Origin of the sequence: Chitinophaga rupis, from assembly GCF_900109685.1 — a bacterium.
In the GTDB taxonomy this organism is placed as follows: Bacteria; Bacteroidota; Bacteroidia; order Chitinophagales; family Chitinophagaceae; genus Chitinophaga; species Chitinophaga rupis.
The window spans coordinates 131,612-152,293 of record NZ_FOBB01000011.1; the positions used below are offsets into that span (position 1 = coordinate 131,612).

The 20,682-nt window shown below is 46.9% G+C and carries 17 protein-coding genes and 2 tRNA genes; 12 read left to right on the forward strand and 7 right to left on the reverse strand.

The window, feature by feature from the left end; all coding sequences use genetic code 11:
• The first annotated feature begins 143 nt into the window (after positions 1-143).
• The 3 genes from BMZ54_RS29195 to BMZ54_RS29205 all read left to right on the forward strand — a co-directional run bounded on the left by BMZ54_RS29195 (position 144) and on the right by BMZ54_RS29205 (position 3,731).
• Positions 144-219: transfer RNA gene (locus BMZ54_RS29195), tRNA-Ala, on the forward strand.
• A 335-nt stretch (positions 220-554) separates the two neighbouring features.
• Positions 555-1,940, forward strand: coding sequence for a right-handed parallel beta-helix repeat-containing protein (locus BMZ54_RS29200; RefSeq protein ID WP_089920225.1), 1,386 nt, complete (start codon positions 555-557; stop codon positions 1,938-1,940).
• 381 nt (positions 1,941-2,321) lie between these two features.
• Positions 2,322-3,731, forward strand: a complete 1,410-nt coding sequence (locus BMZ54_RS29205; protein ID WP_089920227.1) for a right-handed parallel beta-helix repeat-containing protein — start codon at positions 2,322-2,324, stop codon at positions 3,729-3,731.
• A 310-nt stretch (positions 3,732-4,041) separates the two neighbouring features.
• On the opposite strand, the gene BMZ54_RS29210 is transcribed toward BMZ54_RS29205, so the two are convergent.
• Both BMZ54_RS29210 and BMZ54_RS29215 read right to left on the reverse strand, forming a co-directional pair.
• Entirely contained in the window at positions 4,042-4,755 is a 714-nt protein-coding gene (locus BMZ54_RS29210; RefSeq protein WP_089920229.1) for a siderophore-interacting protein, read from the reverse strand.
• An 85-nt stretch (positions 4,756-4,840) separates the two neighbouring features.
• The gene (locus BMZ54_RS29215) at positions 4,841-5,707 is read right to left on the reverse strand and encodes a helix-turn-helix domain-containing protein (protein ID WP_089920231.1); all 867 of its coding nucleotides are present in this window, start codon (positions 5,705-5,707) and stop codon (positions 4,841-4,843) included.
• 248 nt (positions 5,708-5,955) lie between these two features.
• On the opposite strand from BMZ54_RS29215, the gene BMZ54_RS29220 reads away from it, so the two are divergent.
• Positions 5,956-7,158, forward strand: coding sequence for an acyltransferase family protein (locus BMZ54_RS29220; protein ID WP_089920233.1), 1,203 nt, complete (start codon positions 5,956-5,958; stop codon positions 7,156-7,158).
• A 120-nt stretch (positions 7,159-7,278) separates the two neighbouring features.
• Here the strand turns inward: BMZ54_RS29220 and BMZ54_RS29225 are convergent, their stop codons facing one another.
• A complete protein-coding gene (locus BMZ54_RS29225; RefSeq protein ID WP_089920235.1) occupies positions 7,279-8,484 on the reverse strand; it encodes a T9SS type A sorting domain-containing protein in 1,206 nt (401 codons plus the stop codon).
• Positions 8,485-8,747: 263 nt separating this feature from the next.
• On the opposite strand from BMZ54_RS29225, the gene BMZ54_RS29230 reads away from it, so the two are divergent.
• The 8 genes from BMZ54_RS29230 to BMZ54_RS29265 all read left to right on the forward strand — a co-directional run bounded on the left by BMZ54_RS29230 (position 8,748) and on the right by BMZ54_RS29265 (position 16,076).
• Positions 8,748-10,235, forward strand: a complete 1,488-nt coding sequence (locus BMZ54_RS29230; protein WP_089920237.1) for a sensor histidine kinase — start codon at positions 8,748-8,750, stop codon at positions 10,233-10,235.
• Positions 10,236-10,245: 10 nt separating this feature from the next.
• On the forward strand, positions 10,246-11,226 hold the full coding sequence (locus BMZ54_RS29235) for a DUF4407 domain-containing protein (RefSeq protein WP_162277699.1): 981 nt from the start codon (positions 10,246-10,248) through the stop codon (positions 11,224-11,226).
• Complete coding sequence (locus BMZ54_RS29240) at positions 11,223-11,930, forward strand: LytR/AlgR family response regulator transcription factor (RefSeq protein WP_089920241.1); 708 nt, start codon at positions 11,223-11,225, stop codon at positions 11,928-11,930. The genes BMZ54_RS29235 and BMZ54_RS29240 overlap by 4 nt, the downstream gene beginning before the upstream one ends.
• A 92-nt stretch (positions 11,931-12,022) precedes the next feature.
• Positions 12,023-12,104 (forward strand) — tRNA-Leu (locus tag BMZ54_RS29245).
• Positions 12,105-12,345: 241 nt separating this feature from the next.
• The gene (gene tig, locus BMZ54_RS29250) at positions 12,346-13,731 is read left to right on the forward strand and encodes a trigger factor (RefSeq protein WP_089920242.1); all 1,386 of its coding nucleotides are present in this window, start codon (positions 12,346-12,348) and stop codon (positions 13,729-13,731) included.
• Complete coding sequence (gene clpP / locus BMZ54_RS29255) at positions 13,724-14,419, forward strand: ATP-dependent Clp endopeptidase proteolytic subunit ClpP (protein WP_449384820.1); 696 nt, start codon at positions 13,724-13,726, stop codon at positions 14,417-14,419. Before tig ends, clpP begins: the two co-directional genes overlap by 8 nt.
• A 135-nt stretch (positions 14,420-14,554) precedes the next feature.
• Complete coding sequence (clpX, locus tag BMZ54_RS29260; RefSeq protein ID WP_089920246.1) at positions 14,555-15,787, forward strand: ATP-dependent Clp protease ATP-binding subunit ClpX; 1,233 nt, start codon at positions 14,555-14,557, stop codon at positions 15,785-15,787.
• Between the two features lie 82 nt (positions 15,788-15,869).
• A complete protein-coding gene (locus BMZ54_RS29265) occupies positions 15,870-16,076 on the forward strand; it encodes a hypothetical protein (RefSeq protein ID WP_089920248.1) in 207 nt (68 codons plus the stop codon).
• Between the two features lie 65 nt (positions 16,077-16,141).
• Here the strand turns inward: BMZ54_RS29265 and BMZ54_RS29270 are convergent, their stop codons facing one another.
• From BMZ54_RS29270 to BMZ54_RS29285, 4 genes are all read right to left on the reverse strand, one after another.
• On the reverse strand, positions 16,142-16,375 hold the full coding sequence (locus BMZ54_RS29270; protein ID WP_089920250.1) for a hypothetical protein: 234 nt from the start codon (positions 16,373-16,375) through the stop codon (positions 16,142-16,144).
• Between the two features lie 375 nt (positions 16,376-16,750).
• Entirely contained in the window at positions 16,751-18,379 is a 1,629-nt protein-coding gene (locus BMZ54_RS29275; protein ID WP_089920252.1) for an NADP-dependent glyceraldehyde-3-phosphate dehydrogenase, read from the reverse strand.
• A gap of 326 nt (positions 18,380-18,705) precedes the next feature.
• On the reverse strand, positions 18,706-19,848 hold the full coding sequence (locus tag BMZ54_RS29280; protein WP_089920254.1) for an acyl-CoA dehydrogenase family protein: 1,143 nt from the start codon (positions 19,846-19,848) through the stop codon (positions 18,706-18,708).
• Positions 19,849-19,927: 79 nt separating this feature from the next.
• On the reverse strand, positions 19,928-20,674 hold the full coding sequence (locus BMZ54_RS29285) for a ComEA family DNA-binding protein (protein ID WP_089920256.1): 747 nt from the start codon (positions 20,672-20,674) through the stop codon (positions 19,928-19,930).
• Positions 20,675-20,682 lie beyond the last annotated feature (8 nt).

Below are 20,682 nucleotides of genomic sequence, written 5' to 3' on the forward strand. Positions count from 1 at the left end.
GCAGAAAGCAGAAAGCAGAAAGCAGAAAGCAGAAAGCAGAAAGCAGAAAGCAGAAAGCAGAAAGCAGAAAGCAGAAAGCAGAAAGCAGAAAGCAGTTTAAGTTTACGGCAATTACTGCAAACTGGCAACTGCCAACTAAACCCGGGGGATTAGCTCATCTGGTAGAGCGCAAGCATGGCATGTTTGAGGTGATCGGTTCGAGTCCGATATCCTCCACCAAAAGATTTAAAGCCGTTACAATTGTAGCGGCTTTTCTATTTCGTATAGGGCTGCCTGTGGCCTACTGTGCAGTAAAATCCGCATGTGATACCCGGAGCCCCCTGCATGTACCCCGAAATTCATTGAACTTATTCCCTTGATTGTGCGTTACATATAACCGGGAAGCCCCGCCCCTGGCAGGAGTATAAAAAACATAACAGAAAAATATAATATTATTTGCGCATTCCTGCGTATTTTTACCCTGGTCCTAAAAAGGGCATTATTTGTGCTAATCCCATGTTACGCCTATGGCTATGTCATTACTAACAAAGCAACATCACATTAAGCTACTGAATATGCTACTTATTGCAGCCATTGCCCTTTTATTTACAAACTGTAATAACGGCCAGGCACCCCAAAGCACACCCCATCCGCAAGTGGCTCCAGCTCCGGCGCCGGCCCCGCAGGGAAAAACGTATACCCTTACGCCGGATGGGAACGGGCGGTTAAATGTGAATGACATTAACAGATATTATAAACCAGGGGATGTGCTCATTTTAAAAGGCAATTTTTCCGCCATTTATTTTACCAACCTGAATGGTTCTGCTTCCGCTCCCATTACCATCAAAAACCCGCCCGGCGCCGTTACCACCATTGGTAACCCTAACTGGAACGGGGGTTCCTGGGCAGAGGCGTTCAGCTTTACCAACTGCCATTACCTGAAAATTGGCAGCGATAAAAATAAGGCGAACTTTCTTATCAAAGGCTCTACACAGGCAGGCAGGCCTGCTTATTTTGACCTGATATTACGGGGGCATACGGACAATATTGAAATCCGCAACCTGACTATTACGAATGGTGGTACCGGCATTTGGGCCAAAACAGACCCGGTAAGGGCAGACCGTAGCACCTGGCACCCCAATTCGCAAATGGAGAACCTCTCTATACACGATGTAGAGATCAGCGGTACACATAATGAGGCGATGTACATTGGCCATACCGCTACCTACTGGGACTTAACGGCCGGCCTTTCCTTTTATGATCCGCCTTCCAAGTTTAAACCGGGGCATGATTATGTGCAGCCTATTAAATGGCACAACGTAAAAATTTATAACAATTACGTGCATGATATTGGGGCAGATGGGATCCAAACCTCTGCCATTGACCAGCTGGAAATATATAACAACGAAGTAACCAATTGGGCTTTGCAGCACAACTCCGCCCACAACGGCGGCATTTTACTGGGCGGCCGCACTACCAATACCAATACGCATGATAACTATGTGCATAATGGCTGGGGCGAGCTGCTGCAGTTTTATGGCTCCGGCGAGAACGGCGCCAAACATGTTATACGCAATAACCTGTTCCGCGATAATATGGAAGGGAATGACGGGGTAAGCATACGTGGTACCGACAATGCTATTGTAATCATCTCCAACAACACCATTGCCCGAACCGGCGGTAACAGCATACGCCTGAGCGGCTATCGGGGTATGAAGGGTACGCAAATTGCCAACAACAATGCCCTTATACAACCCCGCACCGGCGGCACGCCGCTATACCCCAACGCTTATATATATACGGAAGGCGGAGCTGTTGTTGAAGAAGGTACCGGCAGTAATGCAAATGCAAAATTTGCTACGGTAGCAGCAGCGGATGTAGACAAAGAAAATTTTTACCTGCCTAACAGCAGCTCCCCGGTAGCAGATTGCGGTTACCGGAAAAAAGGAAAAACAGAATAAACGCAGCTGCAATTTTTCTGTCAGAAAAAATTTCTCAAAAAATTTTTCATATTATAATTTTTATAAATTATTATAAAAGTATATCTACTACTTTCTAGCATTCCTTTTTTTACAAACTCATTTACCACGTTCATTGGATAAGCACAACCAGCCTGTTTTAGCACGGTTACGCCTATGTGAAAAATGAAAGGATATAATAATGTGATTTTTCTTCCGTTTTTTTGCTGTCGTTAAAATTTATTGGGGGCACTTTTACACTTATTCTAACTGCATTTCCAATTTAAAAAACCATATCATATCATGTGTACATGATCAGGCATTGCTATGCATGCACCAACCGAATTTGCTTTTGATCTATAAAACCATAACAAAAGAAAAACCATGAACGTATCCAAACACCAACAAGCATTAAAGCTTTTTGCAACTATTGCTGCCGCCGCATCCCTGGCTATTACCGGTTGTAAAAAAGACGAGGTCGAGAAAATGAACCCTACAGAGGCAACTGCCGTCACAGAGACCACTGCACGCCAATTTACTCTGACGGCCGACGCCTACGGGCATTTAACCATCAACAACAGTAACAATTATTACAAGCCGGGCGATGTAATTAATCTGAAAGGCACTTTCAAGGCTGTGTACATTATGAACCTGACCGGTTCTGCCACTGCGCCCATTACCATCAAGAACCCTACCGGTACTGTTACCACTATTGGTAACCCTAGCTGGGCAGGCGGTTCTTATGCAGAGGCAATCCAGTTCTCCAACTGCCACTACATTAAATTTGGCGGTGAAACTTCTAAAACACAATTCCTGATCAAAGGCTCTACACAGGGCACTGCACGGGAGGCGTACTTTGACATTACACTCAGAGCCCATACCGACAACTTTGAGATCCGCAACATCACCATTACCAATGGTGGTACCGGCATCTGGGCTAAAACAGACCCGGTAAAGAATGATGCCAGCACCTGGTATCCGAATTCGCAGATGAAAAACCTGTCTATCCACAACACAGAGATCAGCGGCACATTCAATGAGGCTATGTACATTGGCCATACCGCTACCTACTGGGATCTGACATCTGGTTTATCTTACTATGGCTCTCCCTCCAGCTTTACGAGCGGCGACCAATACGTACAGCCCATTAAGTGGTACAATGTGAAAATCTATAACAACTACGTGCATGATGGTGGTGCAGATGGCATCCAGACCTCTGCCATTGACCATCTGGAAATATATGGCAATGAAGTGAAGAACTGGGCCTTACAGCACAATCCTTCTCATGAAGGCGGTATCTTAATTGGCGGACGTACCACCAATACCAATACCCACGATAACTATGTGCATGATGGCTGGGGTGAGCTGCTGCAGTTCTATGGCTCCGGTGAGAATGGCGCTACGCATGTTATTCACAACAACCTGTTCCGCGATAACCAGGCCGGCCATGACGGTGTAAGCCTGCGCGGTATCCAGAATGCAGTGATCACTATTTCCAACAACACCATTGCCAGAACCGGCGGTAACAGCATACGCATTAATGGTTATAACAACCAGATGATCAAACCGCAGATCATTAATGCCAATGCGCTGATACAGCCAAGAATGGCCGGTGGCGGTATTTATCCCAATGCCTACATCTATACAGAAGGCGGTGGTACTTATAAAGAAGGTACCGGCACTTTGGCTAACGTTAAAATTGCTACGGTAACTGCTGCGCTGGTAGATATCACTAATTACTACCTGCCGAAAGCCGGTTCCCCACTGGGTGTTGCAGGTTACAGGAAGTTATAGTAGATAGCCGATGGTCCATAGACGATGGTCCATAGCTACAACGGTATGGTTGGTTCTGCTTATATAGAATGGCTATTTGTCCGCGTGTTCTAGGAGGGCTTTGCTACACACCATAAATTAGTTCGTGGTTCATGGTTCATAATCTACAGCATGTAAGCGTAATATTGATACGCATCTATGCTATAGATCATGAGCGGTGGGCCATGAACTTTTTAATTATACCGGTATAGAATATTGCAGGATCATGAGCTATCTCATTCATGAACACGGCCATGGACCATCGTCTATGGACCATGGACTATTCCCCAATTCACTTCCAGAATCCCTGTGCTTTTATTTGTGCGCTGCTGATGCCTAAGCTCTTCAGCCTCTGCCGCACCTGCACTACAGCGGGGATATAACCTGCTGTATAAAAAACAGTGTCGGGGGTAAAACGCTGTGCAGCGGCCCATTGCAGCAGTCCGTCTGCATGGTTGCGGCCTGTTTTACTAACCGGTTCCAGGGCTTTAAAATCTGAGCAGCAGGCGCGAAAATTTTCGCGGTGCTGTTCATCCTCCAAGGCTATAGCGCCCCGGATGGATAAGGGGTTTTGTGCAAGCTGCTGCACCGCATAAAAATGCCCCAGGGCACTTTCATCCCCAAGGAATACTACATGTGCATTGGCAGTAGGTTTAGGCGGCGTAGGGCCTATACCTACATAGCTTACAATATCACCCGGCTGCAAAGCCTGCGCCCAACGCGCACCGGCGCCATTGTGGCTGGCATTGATAATAAGGGTGCAGGTAGCAGTACCGGCATCCCAGCCCAGGGGGGTATAATCCCGGTACACGCCTTCAGCCACTGCAAGCTTAATATGTTGTGGGGTGGTCCATTTCTGCATATCCACACCCGGCAGGTGCAGGTCCGCTTCTATTACGGTAGCCGGTTCCCAGGCCCGAACTGCCAGCACAGTACCCGTTTTAGAAAGTGTTTGCGCTATCAGGGAGATAGCTTTCCGCTTGATCAATTGTATGGTGCTTTCCATAAGTCACTAATGGTTTGTTCAAATGATATGCAAAGCAACAAATCATATAGCGGACAGCAAGAGACGATACATGGCAAAGATTGGACTATTCGCGGTGGTTTTTGCGGTACTCGCCCGGGGTAAGGTCTACTACCTTTTTGAATAAACGGGAAAAGTAGGTGGGATCATCGTACCCCAGTTCATAGGCTACCTCCTTAATGCTTAACTGGCTGTAATACAGCAGGCGCCGGGCTTCCATCATAGTTTCCTGCTGGATCCAGTAGCTAACGGGAAAGCCTGTATGGATCTTTACGGTCTCATTCAGGTAAGAGAGGGACAGGTTTAGCCTAGCGGCATAATCTGCCGGGCTTTTCATGGTTTTATAATGAGCAGCCAGCAGTTGCCGGAAAGTGCTGGTTATGGCGGCGCCACGCTGGACCTGTTTATCGCTTCCCATGTATTCCTTAAATACCCCGGCCACCATACCGGTAAACGCAGTTACCAGGGAATGGATCACCGGCTTGTAATACGGAACAGTATCCGCTGCTTCAAACTGTCGGGATAACACATTGCACATGCCCTCCATTGATGCAAACTGGCCGGGGGTAAGCGGTACCGGCCCTATATGTGCAACCTCATTCAACAGGGACTGAAAAGGCTCTCCTACCAGCAGGCTGTCGGCTGCCATAAACCAAACCCCAGCATCGTCTGATGAAGTCAGGTATTGGTGTACCTGCCCGGGTAAAATAGACAGCAGCGCCGGCGCAGCTGCGTGGTGTAATTGGGTATCGATCCTCATACAGCAGGTGCCTTTAATGAACAGGATAAAAACATAGTGATCATCCCGGTGGGCGCCATAAGCCCGGGCATCCGCATAAGGTTTCGTTGAATCTATTGCGTGTATTTTCAGGCCAACGGGATTTTCCTTGTCCAGGCGGTGAATGGGTATCTCTGTTTTGCGGCGTACAGGCATATTGCAAAACAAGGGCTTTTTGGGGGAATTCTTATAACGGAACGGGAAAAATTGGTGGCGGGGAAGCTATAATGTACGCAGCAGGGTGGCTATAGCACTATTTGAATAAGTAAGATTGGCATGAATATGGCAGAGCCGGTATAAGCATTACAAGTAGTATACAGCCCTGAAGTTGCCTATTTCAAGGGATTTGAGTATCATTACAGCAGGGCAGATGCTTTTACGAAATTTGCTTTAAACCCGTATAAATGCAGAGTTTTAACACCACATTCCTCAATGGGCTACGGTTTATACTGGCCCTATGGGTAGCTTTGGGACATTTTTACAAATATATAGGCGGACCGTCATTCATAAAGATCCCTGTTATTGGTAATATAATTATGACGAACGGCCCAGCTGTAGATGGCTTTATGGTGATCACCGGTTTTTTAATGATGTACCATTACATTAAAAGAGAACAGGAAGAACCACCTGCTGAAAAGGCCACCTTTGGGAAATTCTGGGTACGCCGCCTTTTCCGCTTATATCCTTTATATTTTGTAGCGTTAATAGTGGCGTATTACCTGTTTCACTACAACTTTGAAAGCGTATATTTTAACTACCATTATTTTACGGGTAAAGATGCGCACTTTTCTACCACCTATAATCCGGCCACTTATCCCGGCATAACTGACCTGCTGTTACATTTAACCTTTTTACATGGTTTGCTGCCAGGCGCCAATACCAGTATATTAGGTCCGGCCTGGAGCCTTTCGCTGGAAATGCAATACTATGTATTGTTCCCTTTCCTGTACTTATTATTCTTTAAAAGTGAGCGCATTATTAAGAACAGGATGGTGCAGTTTATTGTGCTGTCACTGCTGGCCGCATTAGCTGTGCAAAAGTTGCTGGGTACCTGGGCCGGGCCGGGTAAATTAATGGACTTCCAGGCTCCTTCCCTGTTGCCTTATTCACTACATTATTTTTTACTGGGTATGTTACTGGCTGCCTATAATTTTAAGCGGGTAAACCGGTTTCACCTGGCAGTTTGGGCATTGATCGTATTACCTTTCCTTGGGCCACTAACGGTGGTGACTATACTAAGTATTGTTATTCTGCTTTTCTCCGACCAAATAAAAATGTATGCTCATCCGGCTATCAGCTTTGTGGTAGAGAAGATAAAACAGCTGTTATCCGGTAAGGTAGCCGCTTTTGGCGCAGATGTATCTTACTCCCTGTACCTGATACACATGATATTAATGCCGGGTATTATCCGCATGGTTATTACCTATTCACCATTGGGTAAAGTAGCCAATGCGCTGCTGGCAGTTAGTGTTTTCCTGGTGGCTAATCTCATCATATCCTACCTGCTTTTCCTGTTCATAGAAAAGCCCTTCATTACCCTGGGCAAACGCTTTGTGAGCAAGCTTTTCGTGAAGGGGAATGTGGCGGTTTCCAAGGCAGCAGCATAGTTAATTACGAATTAGTCAATTACGAATTACGAATTGAGCACTTCATAAAAAAAGTCCTGCATTTAAAAATGCAGGACTTTTCTATTTACAATAGCATTATCCAATTATATTTCGGTAGTTCTACAGCACAAATATCTTCCGGGCTGTTTTAGTAACATTGCTGCTGTTCAGCACCTGTACCACATACAAACCACCGGAAATGCCGCCACCATAGTTAATGGCGATCGTTTGGCGTTTTGAGCCTAATTTCACGGGTTTGCTGGCTACTACTTTTCCATCCATATCCACCAGCTGAACAATATAATCACCTTTATCCAGCGTGTTAAAAGCTACATTAAAGGTGTTACCCTGTACCGGTACGGGGTTCGGCCAAATGGAAATATCATCACCGTTGATATCCATTTTATCCGGCGAAACAGAAACAATATCCCTGGCATTATCCTGGAACAGCAGGTTAGCGCTGGCCAGGTCAGATGCGTTGTACACATCATTATGCTGGTTGGGTAAAGCCGTTGCCGTCATGGAAGCAATGTCGAACTGGTAATAACTTTTGCTGGCTGTAGAGCAGCCAAGCATGATCTGTCCGTCATCATTCACCGCAGCGCCATTGGTATAAAACCCGGCGGGCAGGCCCTGGATAGTACCGGTGTAGGTAGCTTCCATTTTACTTACATCAATCTTAAACACCCTGTTGTAAATGTTAATGAGGTACAGGAAGCCATATTTATCCGCCACCAGATCCCCGCCCCAGCCGGTGCAGAATGCGTGAATGGAGTTGGTGCCATTTGCAGCAGCATCTTTCAGACTGCCCAGATCGCGGAAACGTACCTGCTGGCCCGTAGTGGCAAATACAAACAGGTGATCTGCATCGTTGGTAAGCGCATAACCATTACCATCCGCACCTATCACCATGCGGGTAATATTGTTCTCTTCCGGGTGGCTTACAAAGGGATCATTAAAGCTCAGGTCTGCCACTTTAACGGGCGTGCTGCCGGCAGTGTTCAGGTTCACAGCATACAGCTGGTTGGTTTGCATAGTAGCAAAGAACAGGCGGTGCGTGGCTTTATCAAATGCGCAGGCGGCAACGCGGCCTGCATTGGCATTCACTTTAGCCTGCAGGGCAGCTGCCGGTGCGGCAGGCGCTTTGCCCAGTTGGTTAATAGCGGAGCCGCTATTAATATCTATTACGCGCATTACATTCCAGTTCAGCCCACCTATGGAGTCGGCAGTAATGGCATATGCAGCACTTTTATGCTGCGCCTGCGCAGTAAAACATGTTAATAGACAACTAAAAAGAAAAAGTTTTAGTAGAGTTATGGGTTTCATATAGGTCTGGTTTGGGTATAAAAAAGTTACGACAAATTTCGCTGTTTTTCGTATTCATTTATTTAAAATATCTCCAGGGATCAACTTTCTTTTTACCGTTTGGCTAACCGCTTGTTAACCATACCGGAAAAGCCGCAGCACTACCGTAAAAGCTGCAGCGCAGCCCTGCGTCTTTCCTGTTTTCATCCCATTTTCCCGGCTTTTCATCCCATTTCAGGAAAGCACTTTGCAGAGATGACTATCATTGCTGAAAGTTTCTACCCATGATCTCTTTTAAGAAATTAGAGTTCGGTGCAGTAACAGCTATTTTCCTGCTGCTGATATTCCCGCTGTTATTCCGGAGCGTTACTGATAACGTATTTGAGATGCAGCATTCCTATGGTTATAAATTTCACCAATACCACCAGGTATTTGACTATTACATTCATTACCTGCTGCCTTCCCTGGCGCATATCACCTTGGTATACGCGGCCTTTCTTTTCACCAATATGGTAGTAGTACCCATATTCCTGGAACGGCAGCGCTGGTTACCGGGCTTGCTGCTGCTAGCCGCCACTGTGCTGATACTGTTCACGGGTATTATGGTAGCTTATTCTTATTACTATGGTTACCTGCTGGGGGTATATAGTTCTATAAGAGGGGCGCATATGTACTTTGCCAAATCGGCTTTTAGCACTACCATGTTCTATACCATCATATACGTGGTGTACTATGCCGGCAAGCATCTGTATTTTCAATATGTACGCGGGCGCAAGCTCCTTATGAACGAGCCTTTTGTAGCAGTAGCTGCATGGATAGCCCTGCTGGTATTTGCCGTTGGGATACACTCCCGGATCTTATTTATACTGGTAGCCTGCGGCGGGCCGTATTATGCAGCAGTAGGCTATGTCTGGTATACGAAAATATTTCCGCGGTATGAAAAAGTACACCTGCGTAAATGGATCCTGGCCCGCGATGTTTTCCTGACCTCCTTTATAGCCGGTTTTTCCATACTGCTGCTTACATTGGCCATACGCCAGGAACGCCCGGCAGAAACCTTAGCGCTGATGTTAGGCTTATTTGCAGTACAATTGCTGGTGCTGCTACCCATTACCTGGTGGCTGTATGTAGCCCGTGAAAACCGCGTGGCTACTATGCTGAACCTGCAGAAAGCCCTGGGCCGTTCCGCAGCCGACCTGGATTTCCTGCGCTCGCAGATCAATCCGCATTTCCTGTTCAATGCCCTGAACACCTTATACGGTACGGCTTTACAGGAAAATGCATTGAATACCAGCGAAGGCATTCAGAAGCTGGGGGATATGATGCGTTTTATGCTGGATGAGAACCACCTGGAAAAAATAGCCCTGCGTAAAGAAGTAGCTTACCTGCACAACTACATTGCCCTGCAGCGCCTGCGCACACAGGCATCGCCGGATATACAGATCGATGTGAATATTAACGAGGACCATTGCGAGCATGCCATTGCGCCCATGCTGTTGATCCCTTTTGTGGAGAATGCTTTTAAACACGGCATCAGCTTGCGCAACCGCTCCAAGATCGCCATTTCCCTTTCCTGCGATAAAGAGCGGATCTACTTTGATGTGTACAACACCACGCATGCCCGCCCGGATAATGACATAGAAAGAGGTCCCGGCATTGGCCTGAATAATGTGCGTGACCGCCTGAGCTTATTGTACCCGCAACGGCATGAGCTGAACATACGCCAAACAGCTACTGAATATTTTGTGCACCTGACCATTCATGTATCCTGATACGCTTCCAATGGAACAAACACCCGTTAATAACACGCCTGCTGCAGATGGCATCAGCAAATTCCTCTGGTGGTTAGCTGCCGCAGATATTACGATATTAAAAGATTGCAGGGCAGACCAGGAGCGGTACCGCATTATTGGTATATCCGTACTCGTTACCTGGCTGTTTGCCACCCTGGCCTGGGGATACTTTTTTTCAACTGTGCTAGAAGATGAAATGGTCATTGCTGGATTGGCATTTTTCTTTGGTTTCGCCATCCTTAGTATTGACCGAAGCCTGATAACGGCCATGTCGGGCTCAGGCCGCCGGAAGTTCCTACCGGTGGCCTTTCGTTTATGCCTGGCCTTTACCATTGGCCTGTTCATTTCCCAGCCGGTGATATTGCTGCTGTTCCGGAAAGACATTCAGGCCCAGATGGTGCTGAACCGGCAGGGCAAGCTGGAAAAATTCCGTAATGAGCTGGCTACCCTGAATGCAGAACATACTACCGGCCTGGAAAAAGACCTGCAGCAATGGCAGCAGCAATTACAGCAAAAAGAAGCACAGGTAAAAGGCTATAAGGATGATTACATTAAGGAAACAGACGGTACGGGCGGCTCCGGCAAGATCGGGGAGTCTGCCATTGCCAAAGTAAAGAAAACAGAATACCTGAAAGCAGAGCAGGAGCTGACGGACCTGCGCCGCCAGCTGGCGCCACAGCTGCAGGAGCGCCAAACCCAGCTGGCCGACCAGTGGAAAGAGAACCAGGCCAAGGAAAAAGTGTATGTAGCCTCTTTAACAGACGGATTCCTGGCGCAAACAGAAGCCCTGGAAGAGCTGACCACGGAACACACCCCCCTGCGGCAGCGGTACCGCCTCATAGTACTGATCATAACCCTGATAGAAGTAATGCCTCTGCTTAGTAAGCTGCTGATGCCTAAAGGCGAATATGATAAACTGGTGGACTATAATAATGTGTATCTTGGCTACCGGAAAAACAACGTGGTATGAAGCTGACTGCTATTGCCATAGACGATGAGCCGGTAGCGCTGTCCGTGATCCGCTCGCATGCGGCCAAAGTGCCGTTCCTGGAGGTAAAGGGCCTGTTCACCAACGCCTTTGAAGCCATGGAACACCTGAATAAAGAGCGTACGGATCTGCTTTTCCTGGATATTAAAATGCCGGACATCACCGGCATTGATTTCCTGACCAGCCTTACCAACCCGCCCATGGTGGTTTTTACCACCGCTTACTCAGAACATGCCGTGCAGAGTTTTGAGCTGGATGCCATTGATTACCTGCTGAAGCCCTTTTCCCTGACCCGCTTCCTGAAAGCCTGCAATAAAGCCCATACCCTGCTGCAGCTGAAACAGCAAAGCAACGCCGCCGGCCATGTACCCGATTACATTTTTATTAAAAGCGGCTATGAGCAATGCAAGATCCGGCTGGATGAGATCCTGTACCTGGAAAGCGCCGGCAACTACGTGAATTTTGTACTGAAAGACCGTAAGGTTATCTCCCGCCTTTCCATGCAGGAAGCGCTGGACCTGCTGCCCACCACCCTGTTTACCCGGGTGCACCGCTTCTTTATTGTGGCCAACAGTAAAGTAGAGCGCATAGACCGGAACTACCTGTACATCCAGCAGGCCTCTATCAGCATAGGCGCAGCGTACGCTGATGCGGTGGGAAAGATCTGGGGGAGAAGGGAAGGATAAATGCCCCTTATCAGCACCTTCATCTTCCATTTTTTTAATTCCTAAAAAATAATACCTTTGCAGTCCTTTTCCTGTTTTGCAGCGTAAAAGACGCGGGTGTGGTGAAATTGGTAGACACGCCAGACTTAGGATCTGGTGCTTCACGGCATGTAGGTTCGAGTCCTATCACCCGCACATATTAGATGTGCAGATATGCAAATGTGTGGATATGCAAATGAAATAATTTACGATCATCTGCACATTTGCATATCTGCACATTTGCACATTTTTTAATATATATTTTGCCATAAAGGCGCTAAGTCACTCAGTACCTCTTTCCTTGCTGCCATTCCTTCGTGCCTTTGTGACTTCATGGCAGAAATATAATCACGGAATCATTATTGCTTCATAAAGAACATTTTTATTAATAATTATTATGGCAACCGTTACCAGAGAAAACATCGGTTTATTGAATGATAAGATCACTGTGAAAGTGAGCCAGGAAGATTACCTTCCTAATTTTGACAAAGCGGTAAAACAATTCAGCAAATCCGCCAATATCCCCGGTTTCCGGAAAGGAATGGTGCCTGCTGGTATGGTAAAGAAGATGCACGGACCGGCCCTGTTTGCCGATGAAGTGCTGAAAACCGTGGAAAAAGAATTGACCGGCTACCTGCAGAATGAAAAGCTGGAGATCTTTGCCCAGCCTATCTCTATGGACAAGGAAGCCAAAAACCTGGACTTTAATCAACCCTCCGAATACGCATTTGACTTTGAAGTGGGCCTGAAACCCGCTTTTGAAGTATCTCCCCTGGAATCCGGCAAAACCTCCCTTACTAAATATAAGATCAAGGCCACCGAAAAAGAGGTAGATGAGGAAGTAAGCCGCCTGCAGCTGAAAGGCGGTAAAATGAATGAGCCGGAAGTAATTGATAATGAAGACAATGTACTGAGCATCACTTTTGAAGAAAGCGACGCACAGGGCAATGTAGTAGAAGGCGGTATCAAAAAAGATAACTCCCTGCTGCTGAAATTCTTCTCTCCTGCCATCCAGGAACAGCTGAAAGGCAAGAAAAAAGACGACAGCATTGTGTTCCAGCTGGCTAATTCTTTTGATGAAGAAAGACTGGGCATGATCCTGAAAGACCTGGGCTTTGATGAACATGATAAAGAAGCTGCCCAGAAATATTTTAAGCTGACCCTTACCAAACTGGGCCTGATCGAAAAGCGCGAGCTGAACGAAGAGTTCTTTAAAGAGGTATACCCGAATGAAGAGATCACTACCGAAGCCGCTTTCCGGGAAAAACTGAAAAGTGAAATAGAAAAATACTGGGAGTCCGAAAGCCGTAACCGCCTGCATAACGAGCTGTTCGAAGTGCTGGTGCATGAAACGCCTATAGAGCTGCCCAAAGACTTTCTGAAACGCTGGCTGCAGACCGGTAGCGAAAAGCCAAAGACTGCCGAAGAAGCCGAAAAAGAATATCCGAACTTTGACCATCAACTGCGTTGGACGCTTATTAGCGATAAACTGATCCGCGATAATAAACTGGACGTATCTTTCGAAGAACTGAAAGAGAGCGCCAAACAAAAACTGCTGGGCTATTATGGCGCCGGCGCTGCTTTAGAAGGGGCCGACTGGCTGGATAGCTACCTGGACCGCCTGATGCAGGATGAAAAATTCGTGGACCAGACTTACCGCGAAATGGTGACCCAGAAATTATTTGACTGGGCAGAAACGAAGGTGGATCTTAAAGAAGAGGAAATAACAGCCGAAGAATTTGCTAAATTACCTCATAAACATCACCATCATGAACATGAATAACGAATTTAGAAAATATGCGATCCAACATCGTGGAATCAGCAGCCTGGTAGTAGATAGCTATGCCCGTCATCAGTTGAACTCGCTTACCCCGTACATCATCGAGGAGCGTCAGCTGAATGTAACGCAGATGGACGTGTTCTCCCGTCTGATGGCTGATCGCATCATTTTCCTGGGCGATCCGATCAACGACTATGTAGCAAATGTGATCACGGCCCAGCTGCTGTTCCTGGAATCAGCAGACCGTAACCGTGATATCCAGATGTATATTAACAGCCCCGGTGGCAGCGTATATGCCGGTTTAGGCATTTATGATACCATGCAGATCATTTCTCCGGAAGTTGCAACGATCTGTACCGGTATGGCCGCCTCTTTTGGCGCTGTACTGCTGGTAGCCGGTGTAAAAGGTAAACGTACAGCCCTGAAACATGCCCGCGTAATGATCCACCAGCCGCATGGCGGCGCAGAAGGCCAGACTTCTGACATCGAGATCACTGCCCGCGAGTTTGTGAAGCTGAAAAAGGAGCTGAACGAGATCATTGCCACCCATTGCGGCCAACCGTTCAAAAAGGTGGAAAAAGACTCTGACCGCGACTACTGGATGACCGCCGATGAAGCCAAAGAATATGGCATCATTGACGACGTGCTGGACCGTAACCCGAAGAAAAAACAGGAAAATACGCCGCAATAAGCGTATACCTAATATAAAGGAGAAACGGGGTAAGCGCGCCTTGCTCCGTTTCTCCTTTCCTTTTTTCCGTTCCTGCTATTTTGCCTAACTTTGTAGGCTTACATTAGCTGCGAAAAAACAAATAAATCATTACGGATGAAAGAATCCAAAATACGTTGTTCCTTCTGTAACCGTTCCAAAGACGAGGTGCAGATACTGATTGCCGGTGCAGAAGGTCATATTTGTGAGAACTGTGTGGCCAATGCCCAGGAGATCATTGAGCAGGAGCTGTTCCAGCACAACAAGAAAGCGCCCTCCCACTTTGTACCCAAAGTGGCTAAGCCGGTGGAGATCAAGACCTTCCTGGATGAATATGTGATTGGCCAGGACGATGCCAAAAAGATCCTTGCCGTAGCGGTGTATAACCACTACAAAAGGCTGAATCAGCAGGTAGGCGACGATGAGGTGGAGATAGAAAAGTCCAACATTATAATGGTGGGCGAAACCGGTACGGGTAAAACCCTGCTGGCCAAATCTATAGCCAAGCTGCTGAATGTGCCCTTTACTATTGTGGACGCTACCGTATTTACCGAAGCCGGTTACGTGGGTGAAGATGTGGAAAGCATTTTAACCCGCCTGCTGCAGGTATGTAATTATGACGTGGAAGCAGCCGAAAGAGGCATTGTGTACATTGACGAAATTGATAAAATAGCCCGTAAGAGCGATAACCCTTCTATTACCCGCGATGTTAGCGGCGAAGGCGTGCAGCAGGGTTTGCTGAAGCTGCTGGAAGGTACTGAGGTGCTGGTGCCCCCGCAAGGCGGCCGTAAACACCCGGAACAAAAACTGATCAAAGTGAACACCCAGAACATCCTGTTCGTTTGTGGTGGTGCTTTTGATGGGGTAGATAAGATCATCAGCAGAAGGGTACAAACCCACTCTATTGGTTTTACAGTAGATAAGGAAAAGGAAGAAGCTACTAAAAAGCACATCCTGCGCTACGTAAACTCACAGGATCTGAAATCCTTTGGGCTGATACCGGAGCTGCTGGGCCGCTTACCCGTAGTAACTTACCTGAACTCCCTGGACCGGGATGCGCTGAAAGCCATTCTTACCCAACCCAGGAACGCCCTGATCAAACAATACAAGAAACTGTTTAAGGTAGAAGGCATCGATCTGACTATAGAAGATGATGCCGTGGATTATATCGTGGACAAAGCCATGGAATTTAAGCTGGGTGCCCGCGGACTTCGCTCTATCTGCGAAGTGGTGATGAGCGATGCCATGTTCCATATGCCTTCCACTACCGAAAAAACATTTATCCTCACCAAGGCATATGCCCAGGAAAGACTGGAGCAATCACCGCTGGTGAAACTGAAAGTCGCTTAAACAAGTAAAAACTTAAAAAGCAAAAAGTAAGATCAGCGGTAAACCTTTTTTAACTTTTGCTTTTTTACTTTTAACTTTTTATATGCAGGATCTCATTCAACAACTACAGGAAAAGGCAGGGCTTAGCGCAGAGCAGGCCACGCAGGCTATTACGGTTATGCGCGACTATGTAAAAAGCAAAGTGCCTCCCTTTATTGGCGATACCGTAGATAAATGGTTTGCCGGTATGGATAGCCCGCAACAGCCGGCTAAAGATGTCGCTGCCTCCGATGATTTCCTGGATGGATAAACCCAGACGACAGCACTTTTTTCATAATAGGAACATCCCGCTTTTTACGGCGGGATGTTCTGTTTTTATACTACAGGCTTCTCAGATAAAGATAAAGCGCAACAACCTTTTACAACAAACAGATGGCTGCCATAGGCCAGCATGGCAGCATCCACGGGAATATCCAGCGGTTTTACCTGTACAGTATATTGTTTGTGAATACGGTGATTGGTAGAAAGATAGGTGACCAGGTAAAATATCAACAGCAAGCCCACAAGGGCGCCAACACTGATGCCGGTCCACTTCAGAAGCTTACGCATATTTTTTGGGGTTATAATTATGGAGGCAAAATTACAGGGCGGTGCTCAACTGTATCTCAGTAGAAGTACGGATTTTTTATAAACGGGAAAGCCAAAGTCTTACTGGAAGAGGGTTATAGCGTGTATGTTATTGGAAGATCAGAGAAGTATCACAGTAAAAAAGCATCCTGTTGGTCAGGATGCTTTTTCGATTGCGTAAAAGTGTTTCAATCGTCTGTGTTTTGGGTTTAGGTTGATAAAAGGTAAAGAGTGATTGACTTAACCCAAATTTAACATTCCTTTTTCATACTTCCATAACACTTAAGGGTTATTGTTCATTTTTTTGTCAAAAACTGCGAACGGTTATGAATTGTCGCACCTTTTACATTATGTATTTTAAAATATATACTTTGTTGACAAAAAGTTGGATGTCTGATCGCTTACTATTTTGTTGATAAGGGCTTTATTCTCATCGGTTTGTTTGGTAGCTACCATAGAACGGATGGAGAATGCACGCAATGCGTCCGGTACACTCAAAGTAGCTTCTGCACTGTCTTTACGGCCGGTGAAGGGGAAGGTATCCGGACCGCGCTGGCACTGGCAATTAATGTTTACCCGGCTTACCTGGTTCACCAGCGGATCTATCAGGGATGCGAGTTCCGCCGCATTGTTGGTGAACAGGCTTACCTGCTGCCCATGTTCTGAATGTATCAGGTACTCAATTGGCGTTGTAATGTCATCAAATGGTAAAACCGGTATTACGGGACCAAACTGCTCCTCGCTATACAGCTTCATACGCTCATTCACCGGGTACACAATAGCCGGGAACACCAGCGACTCATAAGCCTTGCCGCCATTGGCATTGATCACCTTTGCGCCATTGGCTACCGCATCTTCAATACAGCTTTCCAGGTAGGCGGGCTTTTGCGGCTCCGGCAGGGGTGTTAAGAACACATCTTTTTCCCAGGGCATGCCTACTTTCAGCTTGCTTACCGCTTCACTCAGCTTGCTCAGGAAGCTGTCTGCAATACGGCGGTGCACAAATATGATCTTAATGGCAGTACAACGCTGACCATTAAACGATAAAGAGCCTAACACGCATTCTTTTACTGCCAGGTCAATATCTGCCTTATCCGTAACAATGGCAGCGTTCTTTGCATCCAACCCAAGTATGGCCCGAAGGCGGTTTACCTTGGGATGCATTTTCTTCAGCTGGTTAGCCACCTTGCTGGAACCTATCAGCGTTAGTACATTGATCTTACCGGTTTCCATTAACGGTTGCACGATCACATTACCACGGCCGTAAATAGTATTTACCACCCCTTTGGGGAAACAGGTACGAAATGCTTCCAGCAGTGGATAATGCAATAATGTTCCGTGCTTCGGAGGTTTGAAAAGCAGGGTATTCCCCATTATGAGCGCAGGTATCAGCGTAGTAAATGTTTCGTTTAACGGGTAGTTAAAGGGTCCCATACACAATACTACGCCCAGGGGGGAACGGCGTATCTGCCCGATAATGCCCTGCTGTATCTCAAAGCGGGAAGAGTTGCGGTCCAGGTCTTTCAGCGCATCTATAGTAGCATGTATGTATTCTACCGTGCGGTCAAATTCCTTCAGGGAATCTGTATAGGATTTACCTATTTCCCACATGATGAGCTTTACAACTTCGGCCTTACGCTCAATCATTTTACCGGTGAATTTTTCAACGCAGGCTATTCTTTCAGCCACCGGCATGGTAGGCCATTCGCCGCGTCCTTCATCGTATGCAGCCAGCGCATCATCTAAGGAAGCCATGGCTTCTTTGGCGCTGCATAAGGGATAGGAGCCTATTACCTTACGCTCCAGGCCATTGGCCGTGCGTATACCCAGTGGAGATACTACAGTATGTACATCGCCACTCCATTGTTTCATTTCACCACCAGACAAATACTCCCGCTGATGGATCTCTGCCGGCAGCTGGTATTCTGCCGGTATTTCATTTTCCGTAGTTGGAAAATACTGTTGTAATTTTTCTTCAAAACTCATAGGAACTTATATTGCTACAACCAAGATAATTAATAATGAATAATTTATAATTAATAGTTTGTATTGCAGGGCTGTAAATGGCTGCCCTGGCGGTGTTGGGGCGTGTTAAATAATTAATAATGAAGAATGAATAATTAATAGATTGTACTGCGGGGGCTGTAAGTGGCTACCCTGCGGGATTAGCGCATGTTGATAAATAAGATGATGGAGTATGCCTTATTTGATCACTCAATAAAAAAACCTGAAAGGCTCTAAGACCTTTCAGGTTTTAACTATCTCCAGCAGTTGTACTGCTACCCTATTAATTATTCATTCTTCATTATTAATTAGCCCTTCAGGGCTTCGCGTGCAATCACAATTTTCTGTATCTCCGAGGTACCCTCTCCAATGGTGCACAGCTTTGCATCGCGGTAATATTTTTCTACCGGAAAGTCTTTGGTATAACCGTAGCCGCCAAAGATCTGCACGGCGTCATTGGCCGTTCTTACCGCTACTTCAGAGGCATAGTACTTAGCCATGGCCGCCTGTTTGGTACATTTTTGCCCGCGCTGTTTCAGATCAGCAGCCTGCATGGTCAGCATTTCTGCTGCTTCTATCTGCGTAGCCATATCGGCCAGTTTGAATGCAATGCCCTGGAAGTTGGCAATGGGCTGGTCAAACTGGTGACGCTCCTGTGCATATTTTAACGCCGCTTCATACGCACCCTTGGCAATGCCCAGGGAAAGGGCTGCAATGGAAATACGGCCGCCATCCAGCACTTTCATGGATTGTATAAAGCCCTCTCCTACCTCACCCAATATGTTGGATGCCGGAACGCGGCAGTTGTCAAAGATCATTTCTGCGGTTTCTGAAGCGCGCATACCCAGCTTGTTTTCCTTTTTACCGCCACTGAAACCGGGTGTGCCTTTTTCTACCACAAAGGCCGTCATGCCATGGCTGTCGCGCACTTCGCCGGTGCGGGCTATTACTACGGCCACATCGCAGCTTTTACCATGCGTGATCCAGCTTTTTGTGCCGTTCAACACCCATTGATCGCCATCCTGTTTGGCTACGCACTTCATATTCATAGCATCGGAACCGGTGTTGGGCTCCGTTAAGCCCCAGGCGCCAATCCACTCTGCAGTGGCCAGTTTGGGCAGGTAACGCTGCCTTTGCTCTTCTGTGGCAAATTGTAAAATATGCCCGGTGCAAAGGGAGTTATGCGCAGCCACGCTTAAGCCAATGGCGCCGCAAAATTTAGCCACTTCGCTAACAACGGTTACATATTCCGGGTATCCCATACCGCTGCCACTGTATTTTTCCGGCACCAGTACGGACATAAGGCCCAGCTCTCCCAGCTGTGTGAACAGGGGCCGTGGAAACTCCTGGGCTTCATCCCAGTCAATAACATGGGGTTGTATATGTGTTTTTCCAAAATCGCGGATCACTTTCGCAATCTGTTGCTGCATTTCCGATAGCTGAAAATCCATATTAGGGGGTTTAGGTTTTGGTGCTGTTAGCTGTTAGATCTTAGCTATTAGCTTTTTGCTAACAGCTAACGGCTAAAAGCTAATAGCTGATATACGGCTCAAGTTTACGATAAATACTATCATCTACCAATGGAATGTTCTTAAGCGCCTCCGGTTGGCTAAAAGGCCCGTGCATACTGCGATAGCGGGTTATCAGCCGGGCCAGTTTATAGCGTATGTATGGATGTTGCGCTAAAGATTGCTCATCCATCTTGTTGATATCTACTTTTTTTAGAGAAACATTATCCGCACGCAGTGACGGTTGAATTTTTTTAAACGTGCTATCCGGCAAGCCATAGGTTTCTGCCACCTGCTCAATGGTATAAAAACCTCCCAGCTTGTCCCGGAAGCGGATAATACGTGCTGCCAATACCGGGCCAACACCCGGCAGGGCCTCCCAGGCAGTGGAATCTGCCGTATTAATATCTACCACTACCGGCTTGCGGGCGGGCCCGGGCGGGAAAGGCGTAAATGTTTTGCGCACATACGGGCTATCCCTGTGAAAGCTATGCTGGTAGGCATTTGCCGGCCGGTCCCATTTCCTGGGGTACCGGTTACGGTTATATGAAAAAGTGCGTTGTACAGGTGTATCCGCTGCTTTTAGCTGCTGCTCAAATGCAGCTACTTCTGTAAGAAAGCTGCTGTCTGTATTCACCGTTACCGGGGCATATGTTTCCCATACCAGCGGTATACAGCGGCATAGTCCAATAAGTACCAGCAGTACAATAATACCGGTACGCTCTCTTTTGGTGAAGGTAAAGTATTCCCGCAGCGATCTTTTTTCCATAAAAAGAT

What these genes read in the sequence shown, in the direction of transcription:
- BMZ54_RS29205 (WP_089920227.1), top strand. Translation starts at nt 2,322, where the DNA reads ATGAACGTATCCAAACACCAACAAGCATTAAAGCTTTTTGCAACTATT.
- BMZ54_RS29265 (WP_089920248.1), top strand. Translation starts at nt 15,870, where the DNA reads ATGCAGGATCTCATTCAACAACTACAGGAAAAGGCAGGGCTTAGCGCA.
- BMZ54_RS29285 (WP_089920256.1), bottom strand. Translation starts at nt 20,674, where the DNA reads ATGGAAAAAAGATCGCTGCGGGAATACTTTACCTTCACCAAAAGAGAG.
- BMZ54_RS29215 (WP_089920231.1), bottom strand. Translation starts at nt 5,707, where the DNA reads ATGCCTGTACGCCGCAAAACAGAGATACCCATTCACCGCCTGGACAAG.
- BMZ54_RS29280 (WP_089920254.1), bottom strand. Translation starts at nt 19,848, where the DNA reads ATGGATTTTCAGCTATCGGAAATGCAGCAACAGATTGCGAAAGTGATC.
- BMZ54_RS29275 (WP_089920252.1), bottom strand. Translation starts at nt 18,379, where the DNA reads ATGAGTTTTGAAGAAAAATTACAACAGTATTTTCCAACTACGGAAAAT.
- BMZ54_RS29230 (WP_089920237.1), top strand. Translation starts at nt 8,748, where the DNA reads ATGATCTCTTTTAAGAAATTAGAGTTCGGTGCAGTAACAGCTATTTTC.
- tig (WP_089920242.1), top strand. Translation starts at nt 12,346, where the DNA reads ATGGCAACCGTTACCAGAGAAAACATCGGTTTATTGAATGATAAGATC.
- BMZ54_RS29235 (WP_162277699.1), top strand. Translation starts at nt 10,246, where the DNA reads ATGGAACAAACACCCGTTAATAACACGCCTGCTGCAGATGGCATCAGC.
- BMZ54_RS29225 (WP_089920235.1), bottom strand. Translation starts at nt 8,484, where the DNA reads ATGAAACCCATAACTCTACTAAAACTTTTTCTTTTTAGTTGTCTATTA.
- BMZ54_RS29210 (WP_089920229.1), bottom strand. Translation starts at nt 4,755, where the DNA reads ATGGAAAGCACCATACAATTGATCAAGCGGAAAGCTATCTCCCTGATA.
- clpP (WP_449384820.1), top strand. Translation starts at nt 13,724, where the DNA reads ATGAATAACGAATTTAGAAAATATGCGATCCAACATCGTGGAATCAGC.
- BMZ54_RS29240 (WP_089920241.1), top strand. Translation starts at nt 11,223, where the DNA reads ATGAAGCTGACTGCTATTGCCATAGACGATGAGCCGGTAGCGCTGTCC.
- BMZ54_RS29220 (WP_089920233.1), top strand. Translation starts at nt 5,956, where the DNA reads ATGCAGAGTTTTAACACCACATTCCTCAATGGGCTACGGTTTATACTG.
- BMZ54_RS29270 (WP_089920250.1), bottom strand. Translation starts at nt 16,375, where the DNA reads ATGCGTAAGCTTCTGAAGTGGACCGGCATCAGTGTTGGCGCCCTTGTG.
- clpX (WP_089920246.1), top strand. Translation starts at nt 14,555, where the DNA reads ATGAAAGAATCCAAAATACGTTGTTCCTTCTGTAACCGTTCCAAAGAC.
- BMZ54_RS29200 (WP_089920225.1), top strand. Translation starts at nt 555, where the DNA reads ATGCTACTTATTGCAGCCATTGCCCTTTTATTTACAAACTGTAATAAC.